Source organism: Nonomuraea sp. NPDC049784 (assembly GCF_040659615.1).
Lineage (GTDB): Bacteria > Actinomycetota > Actinomycetes > Streptosporangiales > Streptosporangiaceae > Nonomuraea.
In genome coordinates this window covers 1-17,336 of the sequence record NZ_JBFAMX010000001.1, presented here as the reverse complement: position 1 = coordinate 17,336, position 17,336 = coordinate 1, and the positions used below count along the sequence as shown (strand labels likewise).

Sequence of the window (17,336 nt, the reverse complement as noted above, 5' to 3'; positions counted from 1 at the left end):
AGGTGGGAGGGCCGGGGTGAGGTGGGAGGGCCGGGGTGAGGTGGGAAGGGAGTTAGACCAGGCGGCGGGCGGTGGCCCAGCGGGAGAGTTCGTGGCGGTTGGAGAGCTGGAGCTTGCGAAGGACCGACGAGACGTGGGTCTCCACGGTCTTGACCGAGATGAAGAGCTCCTTGGCGATCTCCTTGTACGCGTACCCGCGCGCGATCAACCGCAGCACCTCGCGTTCCCGCTGCGTCAGCGAGTCCAGCTCCGGATCGATGGACGGCGCCTCCGACGAGGCGAACGCGTCCAGGACGAACCCCGCCAGCCGCGGTGAGAAGACCGCGTCGCCCTCGGCCACCCGGCGGATGGCGTCCGTCAGCTCCTTGCCGCTGATGTTCTTGGTCACGTACCCCCGCGCCCCGCCCCGGATCACGCCGATGACGTCCTCGGCGGCGTCCGAGACCGACAGGGCGAGGAAGCGCACCTGGGAGCCCGAGCCCAGCACGCGGCGCAGCACCTCCTGGCCACCGCCCCCGGGCATGTGCACGTCCAGCAGGACCACGTCGGGCTTGTGCTCGGCGATCGCCTTGACGGCCGTCTCCACGTCCTCGGCCTCGCCGACCACCTCGATCGAGTCGCCCAGCTCCGCGCGTACGCCCGAACGGAACAGCCGGTGATCGTCGACGATCAACACGCGCGTCATGCCTTCTCCACCTTCATCGTCAACATCACTTCCGTGCCCTCGCCAACCGAGGTGCGTACCCTGGCCACGCCCCCGTGACGCTCCATTCTCCCGATGATGGACTCTCTGATGCCCATCCTGTCGAGCGGCACCGCCTCGAGGTCGAAGCCCTTACCCCGATCCTTCACGAAAATCGTGACCTCTTCACCCTCTACTTCCGCATAGACGGAAATGGAAGGACTCTCAGAGTATTTGGCCGCGTTGACCATCGCCTGCCGGGACGCCTTGAGCGTGGCGGCCAGCTTGCCCGCCGGGTCGAGGGCGATGTCGCCCACACAGACGACCTCGATGGGGACCCCGTGCGCGTCCTCCTCCTCGGCCGCAATCCTGCGTACGGCGGCCGCCACCGTGGCGTCGGCGTCCTGGGCGGGCTGGTAGAGCCAGTTGCGCAGCTCGCGCTCCTGGGAGCGGGCCAGCCTGGTGACCTCGCGCGAGTCGTGGGCGACGCGCTGGATGAGCGTGAGCGTGTGCAGCACCGAGTCGTGCACCATGGCAGCCACCTCGGCCCGCTCCTCCTGCCTGATGCGCTCGCGCCGCTCCAGCTGCAGCTCTTTCCACAGACCGGCGAGCCAGGGTGCGGCGATGACCGCCAGGCCGCCGACCACCACGACGGTGAACAGCAGACCGGGCCTGGCCTGGGCCAGTTCGCCCTGGACGTACAGGAAGCCGGCCGCGCCGATCACCACGAGCGCCACGCCGAGCAGCGTGCGAACCCGGTTCTTCCTGATGCTCGTGGTGGCCCCACGTACCCAGTTCTTGCGGCGTTCCGGGTCGGCCTGCTGCCAGAGGATCAACGCGCCGATGCCGCCCACGGCGAACGGCAACATGCCGATCCCGCCCTTGGAGGCCCCCGTGAGCCAACCGAACGCGAACAGCGCCACCCCGATCGCGCTGAAGGCCGCGAGCTGGCTCCAGTCCCGCTGCGGCGGCTGTCCCTGGTGCGGCTGCCGCGGCGTGACCATCCACAGCACGGCGTACGCCACCATGCCGACCCCGTCGACCACGCTGAGCAGCACGAACATCAGCCTGATCACCACGGGATCGAGCGAGAGCTGTGCCGCAAGCCCTTGGGCGACGCCGCCGAGCAGGCGGCCCTCCATTGGGCGCATCATGCGCCGGTAAGGCGCGTCGCCGGTCGGCTCGGCGAGAGTCTTCTGGTCAGCCATAACATGGCCATAGTCACATGTCCGGGGCACTGCGGGCATCAGGGAACAACCCCCGGGTCGGGTCAGGGGTGTCCCGGATGCGGGCACACCGCGCATAGGTCCACGATGGTTCCATGACAGAAGCTCCGCCCAGAGAACCGGCCGCCCCGCCCCGGGCGCTGCGACGCAGCAGCGAAGGGCGCTTCCTCATGGGCGTCTGCGCCGGACTCGGGCGGCACACCGGCATCGACCCCGTGGTGTTCCGCGTGGGCTTCGTCGTGCTCATGGTCGGCTCCGGCATCGGGCTTTTCCTCTACCTCGCGGCGTTCCTGCTGATGAAGGAGCCGAACGGCAAGCCGGGGATCATCGAGCAGTGGACGCGCCGCGACTTCGACGCCGAGACCGTCATGGCGCTGCTGACGGCGGTGCTGGCGTTCGGGCTCGCGCTCAACCTGGCGACGGTCTGGCTCAGCACCGGCTCGCTGGTGGTGGGCGTCCTGCTCGCCGTCTCCCTGCTCGCCGCGCACTCGAGTGGAGTGGACCTGCTGGGGTTGGCCCGCTCGATGCCCGAACGCCTGAGCAGGAGACGCAGCACCCCTGCCAGTGCGGCTCCTCCCGGTGCCTCTCCCCCCAGTGCCTCTGCCTGGGCAGCGCCGCCGGTCAAGGGACCCGAGCCGGTCAAGGAGCCCACCGCCTCGGAGCCGGTCCACCAAGCCGCCGTCCCGGAGACCGCAGTCCCGGAGCCGGTCCAGGAGCCGGTTGAGGAACGTACTCAGGAGCCGCCGGCCCGGGTGGACGAGGCCACCGAGCGGGCGCACGCAGCCGAAGCAAGAGCCGCCGAAGCAAGAGCTGCCGAAGACGCCAAGGCGACCGCCCAGCATCCCGTCCCGCCGTACCAGCCACAGCCCAAGACCCGAGTCGACTACGCCTCGCACGGCGAGCCCTTCGCGCCGAACGGCCCCTTCCGGCCGCTCGACCCGGCCAAAAGGGCCGGCTACTCGCCATACGACCCCGTCCTGTACGGCCGCCCGATCCCCAAGACGGAGCGGAAGCCGCGTCCGAGGTCGTTCATCGGCGGCATCACCATCCTGCTGGCATTCATCATTGGAGGGATCGTCGTGGCGGTCCAAGCCAGGTCGGCCGCCGGAGTGAGCCCGACCATCGTCGGCGGCGCCATGCTCATCACGATCGGCGCCGGACTGTTGATCGCCGCCTGGTGGGGGCGCGGCGCCGGTCTGGTGGCCTGGGGCACCATGGTCGCGGTCATCGTGGGCCTGGGCCTGTTGCTCGGCGGCGTGCCGCGGAACCTGGGCGATTCGGAATGGGCTCCGACGAGCGTGGCAGAGGCGGGCAGGCTGTACGACGTCGGCGTCGGCGACGGCAAGCTGGACCTGTCCGAGATGGCGCTGGCCCCGGGGACCACGGTGTCGTTCAAGGCGTCGGTGACGATGGGCGAGCTGGTGGTGATCGTGCCGCCCACGGCACGGGTGGAGGTGCACGCCACCAACAAGGTCGGCGACATCAAGCTCGACCACTCGATCAAGGGCGGCGTGGACGTACGCTGCGACAAGGTCCTGGAGCCCGAGATCAAGCCGGACGGCAAGGTCTCCACCATCGTGCTCAAACTGAGGGGCGGCGTCGGCGACATGGAGGTGCGGCGTGCCGCATGAGGTAGAGCGCCTGCGAGGGAGCGCCGTCGCCTGGAGGAGCGGCGGGAGCGAAGCGACCAGAGCGGGGGAAGGCGGCGGCATCTGGGCGACCGAGCCGCCGAACGGAGTGAGGCCATGAACAGGGGGCGCCTGCACAGGACGGACTGGATGGCCCTGCTCAGCGGTGTGCTGTTCATTGTTCTGGGCATCTTGACTGTGACACACGCGATCACGGATTGGCTGGTTCTGATCGGGGTCTTGGTGCTGGGATTGGCGTTCGCGGGGCTGGTGGCGATCATCGCCAGGGTGTTCCGCGGTAAGTAACCCTTGACCGGGATAAACACCGGCGTAGGTTCGGGTGTGTCCGCCAATCCCCTGCTCCTGAGGGAGGACGTATGCCCCGAATCACCGTCACCGTCGACGGGATCAAGTACGAGGAGGACGTGGAGCCGCGGCTCCTTCTCGTCCATCTACTACGAGAACGGCTGGGCAAGACCGGCACACCGGTCGGCTGCGACACCAGCAACTGCGGCGCCTGCACAGTCATGCTCGACGGCAAGAGCGTCAAGAGCTGCTCCGTGCTCGCCGTGCAGGCCGACGGCTGCGACGTCGTCACGATCGAGGGCCTGGGCGTCAACGGCTCGATGCACCCGATGCAGCGGGCGTTCCACGAAGAGCACGCTCTGCAGTGCGGCTACTGCACGCCCGGCATGGTCATGGCAGCGATAGACCTGCTCAGGGACGATCCCGAGCCGTCGGAGGAGGCGATCAGGGAGGGCCTGGAAGGCAATCTCTGCCGCTGTACCGGCTACTGCAACATCGTCAAGGCCGTACGCCGAGGCGCGCAGGAGATGGGGCAGGGGGTGACCACGTCATGAGCGAGATAGACGCCGGCATGGTCGCCGAGCAGATAGCGCAGAGCGATCAGATCAGCGAGCCGGCGGGCACGTCCGAGGTGGGCAGGCCGCGTCGGCGCAAGGAGGACGCGCGGCTGCTGACGGGTCGCACCCAGTGGACGGACAACCTCTCCCGGCCGGGCCTCCTGCACGTGATGTTCCTGCGCAGCCCGATGGCGCACGCCAGGATCACCAGGGTCGACGTGTCGGGGGCGCGCGAACTGCCCGGGGTCGTGGCCGCGTTCAGCGGGCAGGACTTCGCCGCCGAGCAGGGCAGCCTGCCGTGCGCGTGGCCGGTGAGCGAGGACATCGTCATCCCCGACCACCCGCCGATGGCGGTGTCCGAGGTCCGGTACGTCGGCGAGGCCGTGGCCTGCGTGGTCGCGACCGACCGTTATCGCGCGGCCGACGCCCTCGAGGCGATCGACGTCGAGTACGAGCCGTTGCCCGCGGTCCTCGACATGAACGAGGCGCTGGCAGCCGGCAGCCCGAAGGTGCACGAGGCGGGCAACAAGGCGTTCAGCGTCAAGATCAACTCCGGTGACATCGAGGCCGCGTTCAGGGACGCTCCCGTCGTCATCGACCGGACGTACCGGCAGCAGCGGCTCATCCCCAGCGCGATGGAGCCGCGGGCGGTGCTTGCCGACACCGACGGCGAGGCGTTCACCATCTGGTCGTCCACCCAGATCCCGCACGTCCTGCGGGTCATGCTGGCGGTGGTGACCGGCATCCCCGAGCACAAGATCCGCGTGATCGCCCCCGACGTGGGCGGCGGGTTCGGCTCGAAGCTGCAGGTCACCGCGGAAGAGGTGCTCTGCCTGCTGCTCGCACGCAAGCTCGGCAAGCCGGTCAAGTGGACCGAGTCGCGCTCCGAGGGCAACCTGACCGTGCACCACGGCCGCGACCAGATCCAGCACATCCGGCTGGCCGCCGACGCCGACGGGCACATCCGCGGGCTCCAGGTCGATCTACTGGCCGACATGGGCGCGTACCTGATGCTGGTGACACCTGGCATCCCGATGCTCGGCGCGTCGATGTTCAACGCGATCTACAAGATGGACGCGTACGAGTTCGGCTGCACGGGCGTGTTCACCACCAAGATGCCCACGGATGCCTACCGGGGCGCGGGGCGTCCCGAGGCCACGTTCGGCATCGAGCGCGTGATGGACGAGCTGGCCGCCGAGCTGAAGATGGACCCGGTGGAGGTGCGCAGGCGCAACTGGATCAAGCACGACGAGTTCCCGTACACCACGATCTCGGGCCTGACGTACGACTCGGGCAACTACGAGGCGGCCACGGAGAAGGCACTGGCGCTGTTCGGCTACGACAAGCTCCGCGCGGAGCAGGCCGACCGGCGTGACAGGGGCGACCCGGTGCAGCTCGGCATCGGGGTCAGCACGTACACGGAGATGTGCGGCCTGGCGCCGTCGAGGATGCTGGGCGAGGCCAACTACGGCGCGGGCGGCTGGGAGCACGGCGCGGTGCGCATGCTGCCCACCGGCAAGGTCGAGGTCATCACCGGCACCTCGCCGCACGGGCAGGGGCACGTGACGTCGTGGAGCCAGATCGTGGCGGACGCGCTCGGCGTGCCGTTCGAGGACGTCACGGTGCTGCACGGCGACACGGCCATCGCGCACAAGGGCATGGACACGTATGGATCCCGCTCGCTGGTCGTCGGCGGCGTGGCCATCGTGAAGGCCTGCGACAAGGTCAAGGAGAAGGCCCGCAAGCTGGCCGCGCACGTGCTGGAGTGCTCGCCCGACGACCTGGAGTTCCGGGCTGGGGCGTTCAAGGTGCGGGGCACGGACCAGCAGAAGACCATCCAGGAACTGGCCTACGCCGCGTTCACGGCCCACGACCTGCCGGAGGGCGTGGAGGCGAGGCTCGACTCCGACGCCACGTTCGACCCGGAGAACTACTCCTTCCCGCACGGCACCCACCTGTGCGCGGCGGAGGTAGACACCGAGACGGGCATGGTCAAGATCCGCTTGTACGTGGCCGTGGACGACGTCGGCAAGGTCGTCAACCCGCTGATCGTCGAGGGCCAGGTGCACGGCGGCATCGCGCAGGGCATCGCGCAGGCGCTGTTCGAGGAGGCCGTCTACGACGCCGAGGGCAACCTGCTGACCACGACGATGGCCGACTACCTGCTGCCGTCGGCGGCGGACCTGCCGACGTTCAACCTCGACAGGACCGAGTCCCCGGCGACCAGCAACCCCTTGGGCGCCAAGGGTGTGGGCGAGGCGGGCACCATCGCCTCGACCCCGGCCGTCGTGAACGCCATCGTGGACGCCCTGCGCCCGCACGGCATCCACGACGTCGAGATGCCGTGCACGCCCGAACGCGTCTGGCGGGCCCTGAAAGAGCGGGCGCAGGAAGGAGTACGGCAATGATCCCCGCGCAGTTCGACTACGTGCGTCCGGAATCGCTGGACGAGGCCTGCCAGGCGCTCGCCTCCGACGAGGACGCCAAGGTGCTGGCGGGCGGGCAGTCGCTGCTGCCGCTGCTGCGGTTGCGGCTGGCGTACCCGTCGACGCTGGTCGACGTGGGCCGGCTGCCCGATCTGAAGGGCGTGCACGACCGCGGCGACCACGTCTTCATCGGCGCGATGACCACGCACGACGAGGTCGTGCGCTCCGGCGTCGTGCGCGCCGACTGCCCGCTGGTGGCGCTGGCCACCGCCACGGTGGCGGATCCGGCGATCAGGCACCGGGGCACGTTCGGCGGCTCGCTGGCCCACGCGGACCCGGCAGGCGACCTGCCCGCCGTGGTGCTGGCGCTGGACGGCGTGTTCGTGGCCAGGTCGGCGCAGGGCGAGCGGGAGATCCCGGCCGCGGAGTTCTTCGTCGACTACCTGGAGTCGTCCCTGGACGCCGGCGAGATCCTGGTCGGGGTGAAGATCCCGAAGCTGGGCGCGGACTGGGGCTTCCACTACGAGAAGTTCCACAGGACCGCGCAGGCGTGGGCCATCGTCGGCGTGGCCGCCGCCGTCAAGCGCTCCAACGGGTCGATCGCCGAGGCCAGGATCGGGCTGACGAACATGGGCCCGACTCCGCTGCGCGCCCGCGCCACGGAGTCCGCCCTGGAGGGCATGGAGCTGGGCGACCAGGTACGCCAGGCGTGCGAGGAGGCGGCGGCCGGCACCTCACCCGCGGCCGACCTGCACGCCCAGCCCGACTACCGAAGACACCTGGCCAAGGTCCTGACCCACCGAGCGGTACGCACGGCGGCCGGATCACCTTGAGCCGGTAAGAGGGGGCGCCTCTTCCGGGGCGCCCCCGTCCAGACGTAGTGTCGCAAGCACCGGGAAGGAGCGTATCGATGGCGATGCGGTTCGAGCACGAGTTCACTGTTCCAGTCCCGATCGAGCAGGCGTGGGCGGTTCTGCTCGACGTCGAGCGGGTCGCGCCGTGCCTGCCGGGGGCGACGCTGGACATCTTCGAGGGCGACGAGTTCACCGGCAGGATGAAGGTCAAAGTCGGCCCGATCGTGGTGACCTACAAGGGCTCGGCCAGGTTCGAGGACGTGGACAAGGACTCCTACTCGCTCACCATCCAGGCGTCGGGCAAGGAGGCCAGGGGCTCGGGCACGGCCTCGGCCACGGTCAAGGCGCGGATGACGCCGAGCGATGGAGCCACGACGGTGAACGTGGAGACGACGTTCAACGTGACCGGGCGGCCGGCCCAGTTCGGGCGCGGCGTGATGGCCGAGGTCGGCGGCAAGCTCATCGACAAGTTCGCGGCCAACCTGGCCGAGCTGCTCTCCGAACCCACGGTCGAGCCCGTCCCGGCGCCCGCCCTCGCGCCGAGCCACGAGGAGGAGCGGCACCTGAGCGCGGTGCCGGCGCCGCCCGAGCATGAAGCGCGGCCCGCGGGCACGACACGTACCTCGCGCACACCTGAAGAGGAGGCACTCGACCTGCTGGAGATCGCGGGCCAGCCGCTGCTGAAGCGCCTGGCGCCCATCGCAGGCGCACTAGCCGCCCTGTTTGTCATCGCTTGGGTGATTCGTCGGCTTATGCGCTGATTTTCCAGCAAACACTCCATCAAGTCCGGACACTTCCCCCGGCCTGGGGGAAGTGCCATTCCCGCAGGTGATTGGACCAGCGGGGGGTTGAGATGCCGGACTGCACCGTTGTCGTGATCTCGTACAACGACGCGGCCCGCCTGCCCAGGGCCGTGCGTTCCGTGCTCGGCCAGTCGCTGCGCGACCTCGAGGTGATCGTCGTCGACGACGCCAGCACGGACGGCACTCCGGACGTGGCCGCCCGGCTCATGGAACACGATCGCCGGGTGCGGTACCTGCGCAGGCCCGTCAACAGCGGGGGCTGCGGCGCGCCCAGGAACGACGGGATCGACGCGGCGACCTCGCCGTACGTGATGTTCCTCGACAGCGACGACGAGCTGCCCAGGCACGCGTGCAAGAGCCTGCTCGCCGAGATCGAGCGGACCGGGGCCGAGTTCGTGTCGGGGCAGATCTCGCGGCTGTTCGAGCCGAGCGGGCGGTTGAAGCCGTACTATCCCTCGCTCTTCGCCGGACGGCGGGTCGTGGAGGGGATCCGCCGGGAGCCCGAGCTCTTCCTGGACTGCTTCAGCACGAACAAGCTCTACGACGTGCGCCGGCTGCGGGAGCGCGCCGTGCGCTTCCCCGAGGACATCCTCTACGAGGACCACGTCTTCGCGGCCGAGCTGTACGCGGTCTCGCGCAGGTTCGCGATCGTGCCGTGGGTGGTCTACCACTGGCACCGGGCACCGACGAACGACTCGATCTCGCAGCGCATCGGCGACATGGACAACGTGCGGCAGCGGGTAGTCGCGGCCCGGCTGAGCGACGACATACTGCGGGAGCGCGGGGCCGAGGACCTGGTGCCGCACAGGCAGCGCCGGTTCCTCCGGCAGGACCTGCGGGTCTACCTCAATCCACTGCCCGCGCGGGATCTGGTGTGGGTCAAGGAGTTCGCCTCGGTCGTGCGGCCGTACCTGGAGGAGATCCCCGGCTGGTTGCTGGACGGGATCGAGCCGCTGGACCGGGTCTGCTGCCGGCTCATCCTCGACGACCGGCCCGAGGAGCTGCGCGTGGCCGCGGGCTCGCTCACCGGAGTGAGGGCCGCGCCGCGGGCGGCCGTGCAGCTCGACGGGCACACGTACTGGGGGACGTCGGTCTCGTCCGGCATGGACATCACGAAGCTCCGCCTGGCCGAGCTGCCCTTCTCCGAGTCCAGGCTGCGGCACGAGGTGTCGGACCTCTCCTCGGACGGCGAGCGGGTGCGGATGGTCGTGCGTACGTACGACCCGTTCGGGGCGCTGCCGCTGGACTGGATGGCGTTCCTGCAGCTCGGAACCCGAAAAATCCCGATAAAACCGGAGCCGTCAGGCGCGGGCGGATACGTCAGCGAGGTCACCTTCACGCCCACAGGCAAGTGCGAGCCGCGCATCGGCTTCACCAGGACGTCCGACGGGCACACCACGACGGACCGGCTCATCGCCGACCCGGGTACCAAGCCCATCGAGCTGCCCGGGTGCACGGTGACGGTCGAGGGGTACGCCGCCTACCTGTGCGTGCGGCCCGGCCCCCGGCCGATCTTGTGGCGGGCCGCGTGGGCGCTGGTGAGGCGGCTCAGCACGCCGGAGAACAAGCTGCGTGCCTACAAGCTGCTCATCAAGGTGCTGCCGCCGCGGCGGAACCTCGCGCTGTTCGAGTCGGACGTCGGCAAGGGCTGCGGCGGCAGCCCGCGGGCCATCTACGACGAGCTGCGGCGGTGCGATCTGCCGATCGACGTGGTCTGGTCGGTGGCCAGGGGGCGCGGGAACTTCCCGCCCGGCGCCCGGCTCGTACGCAGGGGAAGCTGGGCCTACATCTGGACGATGGCCAGGGCCGGGATCTGGGTGGACAGCCACGGCTTCCCGTTGGACTACCCGAAGCCGCGCGGCACCCGTTACCTGCAGACCTGGCACGGGCAGGGCATCAAGTCGATCGGGTTCGACGCGCCCGACCTGCGTAGCGACTTCGACCAGCCACGCGCGCAGTGGCGGGCCGCGGTCGCGCGGTGGGACGCGCTGGTCTCGCCGAGCGCGGAGTTCTCGCGCCTCTTCCTGCCCTCCAACGGGTACACGGGCAAGGTCTACCGGTGCGGGACGCCCCGCTGCGACGCGCTGGTCAGGGGCGAGGCGGTCGGGGAGGTGCGGGAGCGGTTGGAGATCCCGCGTGGGCGGAAGATCCTGCTCTACGCGCCCACTTACCGGGACCGGGAGAAGGGCAGCGGCAAGTCCGTACGGGTCGATCTGGAGCTGCTGGCCGCCGAGCTGGCCGACGAATGGGTGCTGGTGCTGCGTACGCATCCGATCGAGCGCTACTGCCCGCCCGAGCACCTCAAGCACTTCGTACGGGACGCCGGGTCGTATCCCGAGATCAACGACCTGATGCTGGCCTCGGACGCGCTGCTGACCGACTACTCGTCGGTGATGTGCGACTACGCGATCATCGGTAAGCCGATGGTGTTCTTCATCGACGACTGGGACGACTACCGGCTGTCGGAGCGCGGCGTCTACCACGACCTGCCCGCCATCGCACCTGGCCCGTGCGTCACGACCACCGAGGAGCTGGTGGCCGTGATCAGGCGGCTGCCCCAGGCCCACGCGGCCTTCGCCGGACGGTACGCGGCCTTCCGCGCCCTGTGGTGCGCCGACGAGCGCGGCGACGCGGCCGCGCGCATAGTGGAGGACTTCTTCCAGTGAGTGTCGTCTTCGTCTGCTTGAACGCCGACACCCTGGGTGGCGTCCAGCAGGTGACCCACACGCTCGCCCAGGGGCTGGCCGGGCGCGGGCACGAGGTGCACGTGATCGGGCTGGAGCGGTCCCGCTCCCCGTTCCGGTACGTGGACCGGCCGCTGTACCACCGCTATGTGATCGGGGCGGGGCGGCGGCTGAGGAGGTTGCTCGGCGCCATCGAGCCCGGCTACGCCGTCATGACCTCGCCGTCCGTGGTGGCCCGGCTGTCGGAGCTGCTGCCCCCGGGGTTCCGGCCGATCGGGCAGTACCACGGCTCGTACGACCACGCCCGCGGCTGCTGGCATCTCGCCTCGATCAGGCGCCACTACCTCCAGCTGGACCAGGCGGTCTTCCTCAGCGAGGACGACGCCCGGCTGTTCTCCGAGCACGCGCTGCTGCCCAACACCTGGACGCTGCCCAACCCCCTGCCCTACTGGCCGGATCAGCTCTCCTCGCTCACCGCGCCCCGCGTGCTCGGCGTGGGCCGTTTGGAAGGGGTCAAGCGGTTCGACCGGCTGATCAGCGCGTTCGCCCGCTCGGGCCTGCCGCCGCCGTGGGAGCTGCACCTGATCGGCGACGGCGCGGAGCTGGAGCGGCTGCGCGAGCACGCGCGCGAGGAGGGCGTCGGCGATCGTGTGGCCTTCAGGGGGCGGGTGCCGGCGGCGCGGATGCCCGCCGAATACCTGAACGCGTCCATCCTGGGCCTGACCAGCGAGCACGAGGGCCTGCCCATCGTGCTGCTGGAGTCGGCCGCACACGGAGTGCCGTCGGTGGCGTTCGACGTGTCAGGCGGCGTGCGCCGCGCAGGACCCGTGCTGGTGCCGCCGGGGGATGTGGACGCGTTCGGCGCCGTGCTGGGCGAGCTGGCCGGTTCCCCCGATGAGCGGCGGCGGCTGGGGACCGACGCGCGCGCACGGGCCGAGGCTTTCCGCCTCGACCACGTGCTGGATGGCTGGGAGCGGCTTTTCGCCCACATCGAGCGTTAGACGGGCTCGGCCATCTCCGTGCGCTGCTGGGGCACGCCCGCCAGGGACCGCTGGCCCGAGGTGAGCATCGCGGCCACGGGGCTGGGCTCGCGCAGCCGGTTGAGCCGGTCGCGCACGTGCTTGCGCATGCGGCTGGCCTTCCGCTTCTGCATCGTCCTCTGGCCGGCCGTCACGTGCTCCTTGGACGGCTTGGGCGCGCCGCTCAGCTCGTACCCCATGGACTCGAGGCGATCGCCGAGCATGTGCTCTGCCAGCGCGATCTCCCAGTCGTCCAGCCGCTTGGCCCAGCTCCCGACACGGCTCCTGGTGACCTCGCCGTGGGTGTTGCTGTGCCAGACCTTGTGCTGCGGCACCGCCACGCTGGCCGCCTCACGCGGGGAGACCATCGCCGGCGAGTAGTCCTCGTCCAGGAAGTGGCAGAGCTTCTTCAGCTCGGTCGACGGGTCGTCGGTGAGGTCCTCGTAGCGCAGCTCGTAGTAGGTGTCCTCGCTCAGCGTCCGCCTGAGCCGGCCGCCCGCGTCGATGGCCTCGGCCCAGGTGGAGATGGCGTGGAAGGAGTCGAGCGTGTACCAGGGCATCTCCTTCAGCGAGGCCACGCAGTCGCGGCCGTCCCTGATGAGGTGGATGAACTGGGCGTCGGGGAAGAGCCTGAGCAGCAGGTCCACCTGCTTGACGTAGCTGGGCCGCTTGTCGCCCCAGCGGGCCTTGTCGAACCGGTCGGCGTACATGCGGAAGGCCGTCCCGAACACCGATCCCAGCGAACCGGGACCCTCCACGACCTGCCTGACGAACTCGTCCTTGTCGATCTTGAGCTCGCGGAACTTCGTGCTGCGGTCGGTCGCGATCCACTGCGCCAGCGCGCGGCGGCGGGAGGCGATCCGCAGGTCCCCCCACGTGCGGCGCCGGTAATAAGCGGGAATGAGGAAGCGCGTCTCCGGAGGCACCGCCATGCGGGGGTGCGAGTGGAGCATGAGCTGGAGCATCGTGGTGCCGGACCGCGGACATCCAATGACGAAGACTGGCCGGTCGGACATTTCGTAGTAACCCCCGAAAACTTAGACGAGAACGTGCTCTCGGCTCTCCTGAGAGGAGGGCACGCCGTGCCTGCGTGTGAAGCGCCACATCCGGTAGACAAGGAAGATCTCGTTGACCAGCAGCAGCACCCCCGCCAGCGCGGCGAGCGGGATCAGCGCCCATGCCCCCGCAAGGGGCGCGACCACGAACACCGCCGCGTGGAACTCGATGCCGCTGATCAGGTGCGAGCGGACCCGGTGCCGGGCCAGGAACCTGTTGAACCGCCTGGAGAAGCTGCGCGGCCGCCGAGTCCTCTCGACGAGCGACACCCGGTCCAGGGGATCGATGAGGTCCTCGTCGGGCTCCCGCTCCCCTCGCTCCTCCCTGACCGCCTCGCGTACGCGCTTCATCTGCGGGGCGTTGACGTACCTGAACAGGTCCAGCACGGCCACCGCCGCCCCGAGGAGGATGTAGCGCACATCCGATGTGAGGGCGTACTGCCCGTATGCCAGCCCTCCGGCACACAGGACCACCCTGACCCGGTCCCCCACGTAGTCGAGCCAGAGGCCGAACGGCGTGCCCGTGCCCTTGAGCCGGGCGATTTTGCCGTCCACGCAGTCGATCATGAAGCTCAGATAGAAGACGATGGCGCCCGCCATGAGCTGGTTCGTCGCGAAAGAGATGGCCGACACCGCGCCGAGGACCAGCGAGAAAACGGTGAGACCGTTGGGCGTCAGCTGGGTGTGGTTGGCGACGGGGAGGGTGACCCGGCAGGCGACCGGGTCCACGAAATACACGGTCCACCAGGAGTCTCTCCGCTTGCGTGTCTCGTAGACGTCATCGAGCGAATAGGTCCTCATGGACTCCAGCATGACGACGCGACGCGCCCGAGCGATTACTCTCTGGAACTACTGGGGCATGTCCATGCCGCTTCTTGACCATCCCGGCACGGTGAACCGCCACGCGGAGTTCGCGTCGCCGTCCCTGGCCCAGGCCTTGAGCACGAGGCCGCGGGCCTCGGCGCGCACCTGAAGGCGCCAGCTCGGCCCACCTCCCTCGAGCCGCTCGGGGTCGATGGCCGCTGCCATGCCGTAGCGGCCCGTGCGGCGCACCTCCAGCGGCACCCGGCGGCGGCCGTCACTGAGCCACAGGTTGACCTTGTCCACCTTGCGGTCGACCCGGTGGATCGCGACCTCGCCGCGCAGGCGGTACTCGGCGCCGGTCCAGTCGCACTCCTCGACCCTGGCGATCAGCTTGAGCTCGTCACGGGCGTCGAACACCTCGTCGGGGATGCGGAGCCGGCGGCGTTTGCGGAAGAAGGGGTAGTCGCCGTACCAGTTGGTGTTGCGCCATCCACGCGGCACGACGCGGGTGCCGTCCTCGCAGGTACGCCGGAACTCACGCACCTCACACAGCTCGCTCACCATGCCGTGCCTGAGCAGGTGCAGCTCCAGGCGGCGCAGCGACGGCGCGGTGGCCAGCGACTTCGGGCTCAACTCGGCCAGCCACGCGTGGGCCAGCTCCAGCAGCGGCCCGCTCCCCTCGCACTCCTCCAGAGCCTGGAACAGGAACACGATGTCCTTCTCCAGCACCAGCGCGTCGAAGCCGTCGAGCAGCTCGGGCGCTCGCTCGTCGAGGAAGGCGCGGACCGCGCGGATGGCGGCCAGCCGCTCGTACAGGTTGGACAGCTCGGCCCGGCGCTGCGTGATCGAGGCCTCTCCCGCGTCGCGCTTGCGCCAGTGGTAGACCACGTCGCCGATCATGTCCACGCTGGTGGCCAGGACGTGTGCCTGCATGGCGACGGGCACGTCCTCGTAGATCCCCGCGGAGAACGCCAGGCCCCCGCGCTCCCAGAAGTCGCGCCGGTAGACCTTGTTCCAGACCGTGCGATCCCTGATGAGCACCTGTTTGTCGGTGATGTGGGTGCACAGCTGCGGCCGTCTGAACGCCTTCTCGTGCAGGATCGACTCCTCCAGCACGCCGTCCACGAGCCGCCCCACCGCGCCGCACGCGAGGTCGGAGCCGGTCTCCGCGAGCGCGCCGACGAGCAGCCGGTACGCCTCGGGCGGCACGACGTCGTCGCTGTCGGCGAAGGCGAGGTACATGCCGCGGGCCTGCCGGATCCCCAGGTTGCGCGCCGGCCCCGGCCCCATGTTCCGCTGGCCGACGAGGACGAAGCGGCCGTCCATCGCGGCGAAGTCCTCGGCGATGCGCCGGCTGCCGTCGGAGGAACCGTCGTCCACCAGGACGACCTCGATGTCGTCCAGCGTCTGCGCGGCCAGCGACTTCAGGCATTCCGTGATGTACGGCTCCACGTTGTAGACCGGGACGACCACACTGAGCAGGGGGATCATTCCGATTTGCTCCTTGGCTCTCGGGACGGGTTCCAGGGGCAGCATGCCCCGGCCGCCCGGCGGATTCCGCAGCCCTGATCAGCTCTTTACCGGACGCATAATCCGCTACGTTGAGCAATGAGGTGAGCACGAGCAGTAGGGGGAGCAGTGCTGAGAAGCGTCCAGGACGACGATCTGCCGGTCATGCGCCGATGGCGCAACCATCCACGCGTGCGGGCGGCCAGCTTCACCACGCACGAGATCTCCGAGTACGAGCACGCCCGCTGGTGGGAGGCCACCCGCGCCGACACGCGCAAGCGGGTGCTGATCTACGACCACGAGGAGACCGCCGCGGGCGTGGTGACCTATTCGGGCCTGTCGCCCGAGAGCGGCACCTGGAGCTTCTACCTCGACCTGGACGGGCTGGAGCAGTCGGGCACGCTGCTACGGGCGTGGATCGGCTTGGAGCAGGAGGCCATCGAGTACGCCTTCGGGCCGCTCGGGCTGACGACGCTGCGCGGCGAGGTGCTGGCCTGCAACGAGCCGGTCAGGCGGCTGCACAGGCGGTTCGGGTTCGTGGAGGTCGGGGCCTACCTGCGGGACGTCGACGGCGTGCCGCGAGACGTTGTGACCATCCGGCTCAGGAAGGAGCACACATGATCTCCATCGCGGGGCGGGCGATCGGGGCGGACCATCCGCCGTTCGTCGTCGCCGAGATGTCCGGCAACCACAACGGGAGCCTGGATCAGGCGCTGGCCATCGTGGACGCGGTGGCGGCGAGCGGGGCGCACGCGCTGAAGCTGCAGACGTACCGGCCCGACACGCTGACCATCGACTGCGACGGGCCCGCGTTCCGCATGGGCGACGGACACGAGCTGTGGGGCGGCGAGACCCTCTACCGGCTCTTCGAGCGCGCCCACACGCCATGGGAGTGGCACGAGCCGATCTTCGAGCGGGCCCGCGAGCACGGGCTCATCGCGTTCTCCTCGCCCTTCGATCCCACGGCCGTCGAGTTCCTGGAGAAGCTGGGCGTGCCCGCGTACAAGATCGCCTCTTCGGAGATCGTGGACCTGCCGCTGATCCGGCTCGCGGCCGCCACCGGGAAGCCGCTCGTCATCTCCACGGGGATGGCGTCGATCGGCGAGATCCACGCCGCGCTGGGGGCCGCCCGCGAGGCGGGCTGCACCGAGCTCGCCGTGCTGTCCTGCACGGCCTCCTACCCCGCCTCCCCTGCCGAGAGCAACCTGCGGTCGCTGCCGCTGCTGGCGGCGCTCACGGGCGAGGTGGCCGGGGTCTCCGACCACACCCCGGGCATCGGGGTGCCGCTGGCGGCGGTGGCGCTGGGGGCGTGCCTGATCGAGAAGCACGTCACCCTGTCCCGCGCCGAGGGCGGGGTGGACTCGGCCTTCTCGCTGGAGCCCGCCGAGCTGGCGGCGCTCGTGGTGGAGAGCGGGCGGGCGTGGCAGTCGCTGGGGAGCGTGGCCATCGGGCCGCGGCCGTCCGAGCGGGAGGGGCTGCGGTTCCGCCGATCCCTTTACGTGGTGCGGGACGTGCGCACGGGCGAGGCGGTGACCCCGGAGAACGTACGCTCGATCCGGCCCGCGGGCGGCCTTCCCTCCGACGCGGCCGGAGAGGTGATGGGGCGGCGCTTCACCCGCGATGTGCCGTTCGGCACGCCGCTCAGCTGGGATCTGATCTGAGGAGGGCGTCGGCGACGCGTTCCCTGCCTCTGCCGTCCACGAGGCCGCTGCCCCGCCGCCCGTGCTCCTCTCTGGCGGTGGGGTCGGTGAGCAGGCGGGCCAGCATTCCGACGGCCTGGGCG

The 17,336-nt window shown here is 69.9% G+C and carries 15 protein-coding genes; 10 read left to right on the top strand and 5 right to left on the bottom strand.

Annotated elements, in window-relative coordinates; genetic code table 11:
• Positions 1-52: 52 nt before the first annotated feature.
• Positions 53-685 (bottom strand): response regulator transcription factor, encoded by a 633-nt coding sequence (locus AB0J09_RS00075; protein WP_360682749.1) that lies wholly within the window; start codon positions 683-685, stop codon positions 53-55.
• A complete protein-coding gene (locus AB0J09_RS00070) occupies positions 682-1,890 on the bottom strand; it encodes a PspC domain-containing protein (RefSeq protein ID WP_360682747.1) in 1,209 nt (402 codons plus the stop codon). The genes AB0J09_RS00075 and AB0J09_RS00070 overlap by 4 nt, the downstream gene beginning before the upstream one ends.
• Positions 1,891-2,003: 113 nt before the next feature.
• Between AB0J09_RS00070 and AB0J09_RS00065 the strand changes: the two genes are divergently transcribed.
• The 8 genes from AB0J09_RS00065 (at position 2,004) to AB0J09_RS00030 (ending at position 12,167) form a co-directional block, all read left to right on the top strand.
• Positions 2,004-3,539: a PspC domain-containing protein gene (locus AB0J09_RS00065; protein ID WP_360682745.1), complete on the top strand. Its 1,536-nt coding sequence runs from the start codon at positions 2,004-2,006 to the stop codon at positions 3,537-3,539.
• Between the two features lie 114 nt (positions 3,540-3,653).
• Complete coding sequence (locus AB0J09_RS00060; protein WP_360682743.1) at positions 3,654-3,842, top strand: hypothetical protein; 189 nt, start codon at positions 3,654-3,656, stop codon at positions 3,840-3,842.
• Positions 3,843-3,913: 71 nt separating this feature from the next.
• A complete protein-coding gene (locus AB0J09_RS00055) occupies positions 3,914-4,396 on the top strand; it encodes a (2Fe-2S)-binding protein (protein ID WP_360682741.1) in 483 nt (160 codons plus the stop codon).
• On the top strand, positions 4,393-6,807 hold the full coding sequence (locus AB0J09_RS00050) for a xanthine dehydrogenase family protein molybdopterin-binding subunit (protein ID WP_360682739.1): 2,415 nt from the start codon (positions 4,393-4,395) through the stop codon (positions 6,805-6,807). The genes AB0J09_RS00055 and AB0J09_RS00050 overlap by 4 nt, the downstream gene beginning before the upstream one ends.
• A complete protein-coding gene (locus AB0J09_RS00045) occupies positions 6,804-7,658 on the top strand; it encodes a xanthine dehydrogenase family protein subunit M (protein WP_360682737.1) in 855 nt (284 codons plus the stop codon). Before AB0J09_RS00050 ends, AB0J09_RS00045 begins: the two co-directional genes overlap by 4 nt.
• Before the next feature lie 77 nt (positions 7,659-7,735).
• Positions 7,736-8,440 carry an SRPBCC family protein gene (locus tag AB0J09_RS00040; protein ID WP_360682735.1) on the top strand — a complete coding sequence of 235 codons (705 nt, stop codon included), beginning with the start codon at positions 7,736-7,738 and terminating at the stop codon, positions 8,438-8,440.
• A 92-nt stretch (positions 8,441-8,532) separates the two neighbouring features.
• Positions 8,533-11,148 carry a CDP-glycerol glycerophosphotransferase family protein gene (locus AB0J09_RS00035; protein ID WP_360682733.1) on the top strand — a complete coding sequence of 872 codons (2,616 nt, stop codon included), beginning with the start codon at positions 8,533-8,535 and terminating at the stop codon, positions 11,146-11,148.
• Positions 11,145-12,167 (top strand): glycosyltransferase, encoded by a 1,023-nt coding sequence (locus AB0J09_RS00030; protein ID WP_360682731.1) that lies wholly within the window; start codon positions 11,145-11,147, stop codon positions 12,165-12,167. The genes AB0J09_RS00035 and AB0J09_RS00030 overlap by 4 nt, the downstream gene beginning before the upstream one ends.
• Here AB0J09_RS00030 and AB0J09_RS00025 read toward each other — a convergent pair.
• From AB0J09_RS00025 to AB0J09_RS00015, 3 genes are read right to left on the bottom strand one after another with little or no spacing between them, the layout of a single operon-like run.
• Complete coding sequence (locus tag AB0J09_RS00025; protein WP_360682729.1) at positions 12,164-13,201, bottom strand: sulfotransferase; 1,038 nt, start codon at positions 13,199-13,201, stop codon at positions 12,164-12,166. The two genes, AB0J09_RS00030 and AB0J09_RS00025, sit on opposite strands and share 4 nt — an antisense overlap.
• Positions 13,202-13,222: 21 nt before the next feature.
• Complete coding sequence (locus AB0J09_RS00020) at positions 13,223-14,041, bottom strand: CDP-alcohol phosphatidyltransferase family protein (protein ID WP_360682727.1); 819 nt, start codon at positions 14,039-14,041, stop codon at positions 13,223-13,225.
• A gap of 48 nt (positions 14,042-14,089) precedes the next feature.
• A complete protein-coding gene (locus AB0J09_RS00015; RefSeq protein ID WP_360682725.1) occupies positions 14,090-15,535 on the bottom strand; it encodes a glycosyltransferase family 2 protein in 1,446 nt (481 codons plus the stop codon).
• Positions 15,536-15,682: 147 nt separating this feature from the next.
• Here AB0J09_RS00015 and AB0J09_RS00010 point away from each other — a divergent pair, with 147 nt between their 5' ends.
• Both AB0J09_RS00010 and pseI read left to right on the top strand, forming a co-directional pair.
• Positions 15,683-16,174 (top strand): GNAT family N-acetyltransferase, encoded by a 492-nt coding sequence (locus AB0J09_RS00010; protein ID WP_360682723.1) that lies wholly within the window; start codon positions 15,683-15,685, stop codon positions 16,172-16,174.
• Positions 16,171-17,214: a pseudaminic acid synthase gene (gene pseI, locus AB0J09_RS00005; RefSeq protein WP_360682721.1), complete on the top strand. Its 1,044-nt coding sequence runs from the start codon at positions 16,171-16,173 to the stop codon at positions 17,212-17,214. The genes AB0J09_RS00010 and pseI overlap by 4 nt, the downstream gene beginning before the upstream one ends.
• Positions 17,215-17,336 lie beyond the last annotated feature (122 nt).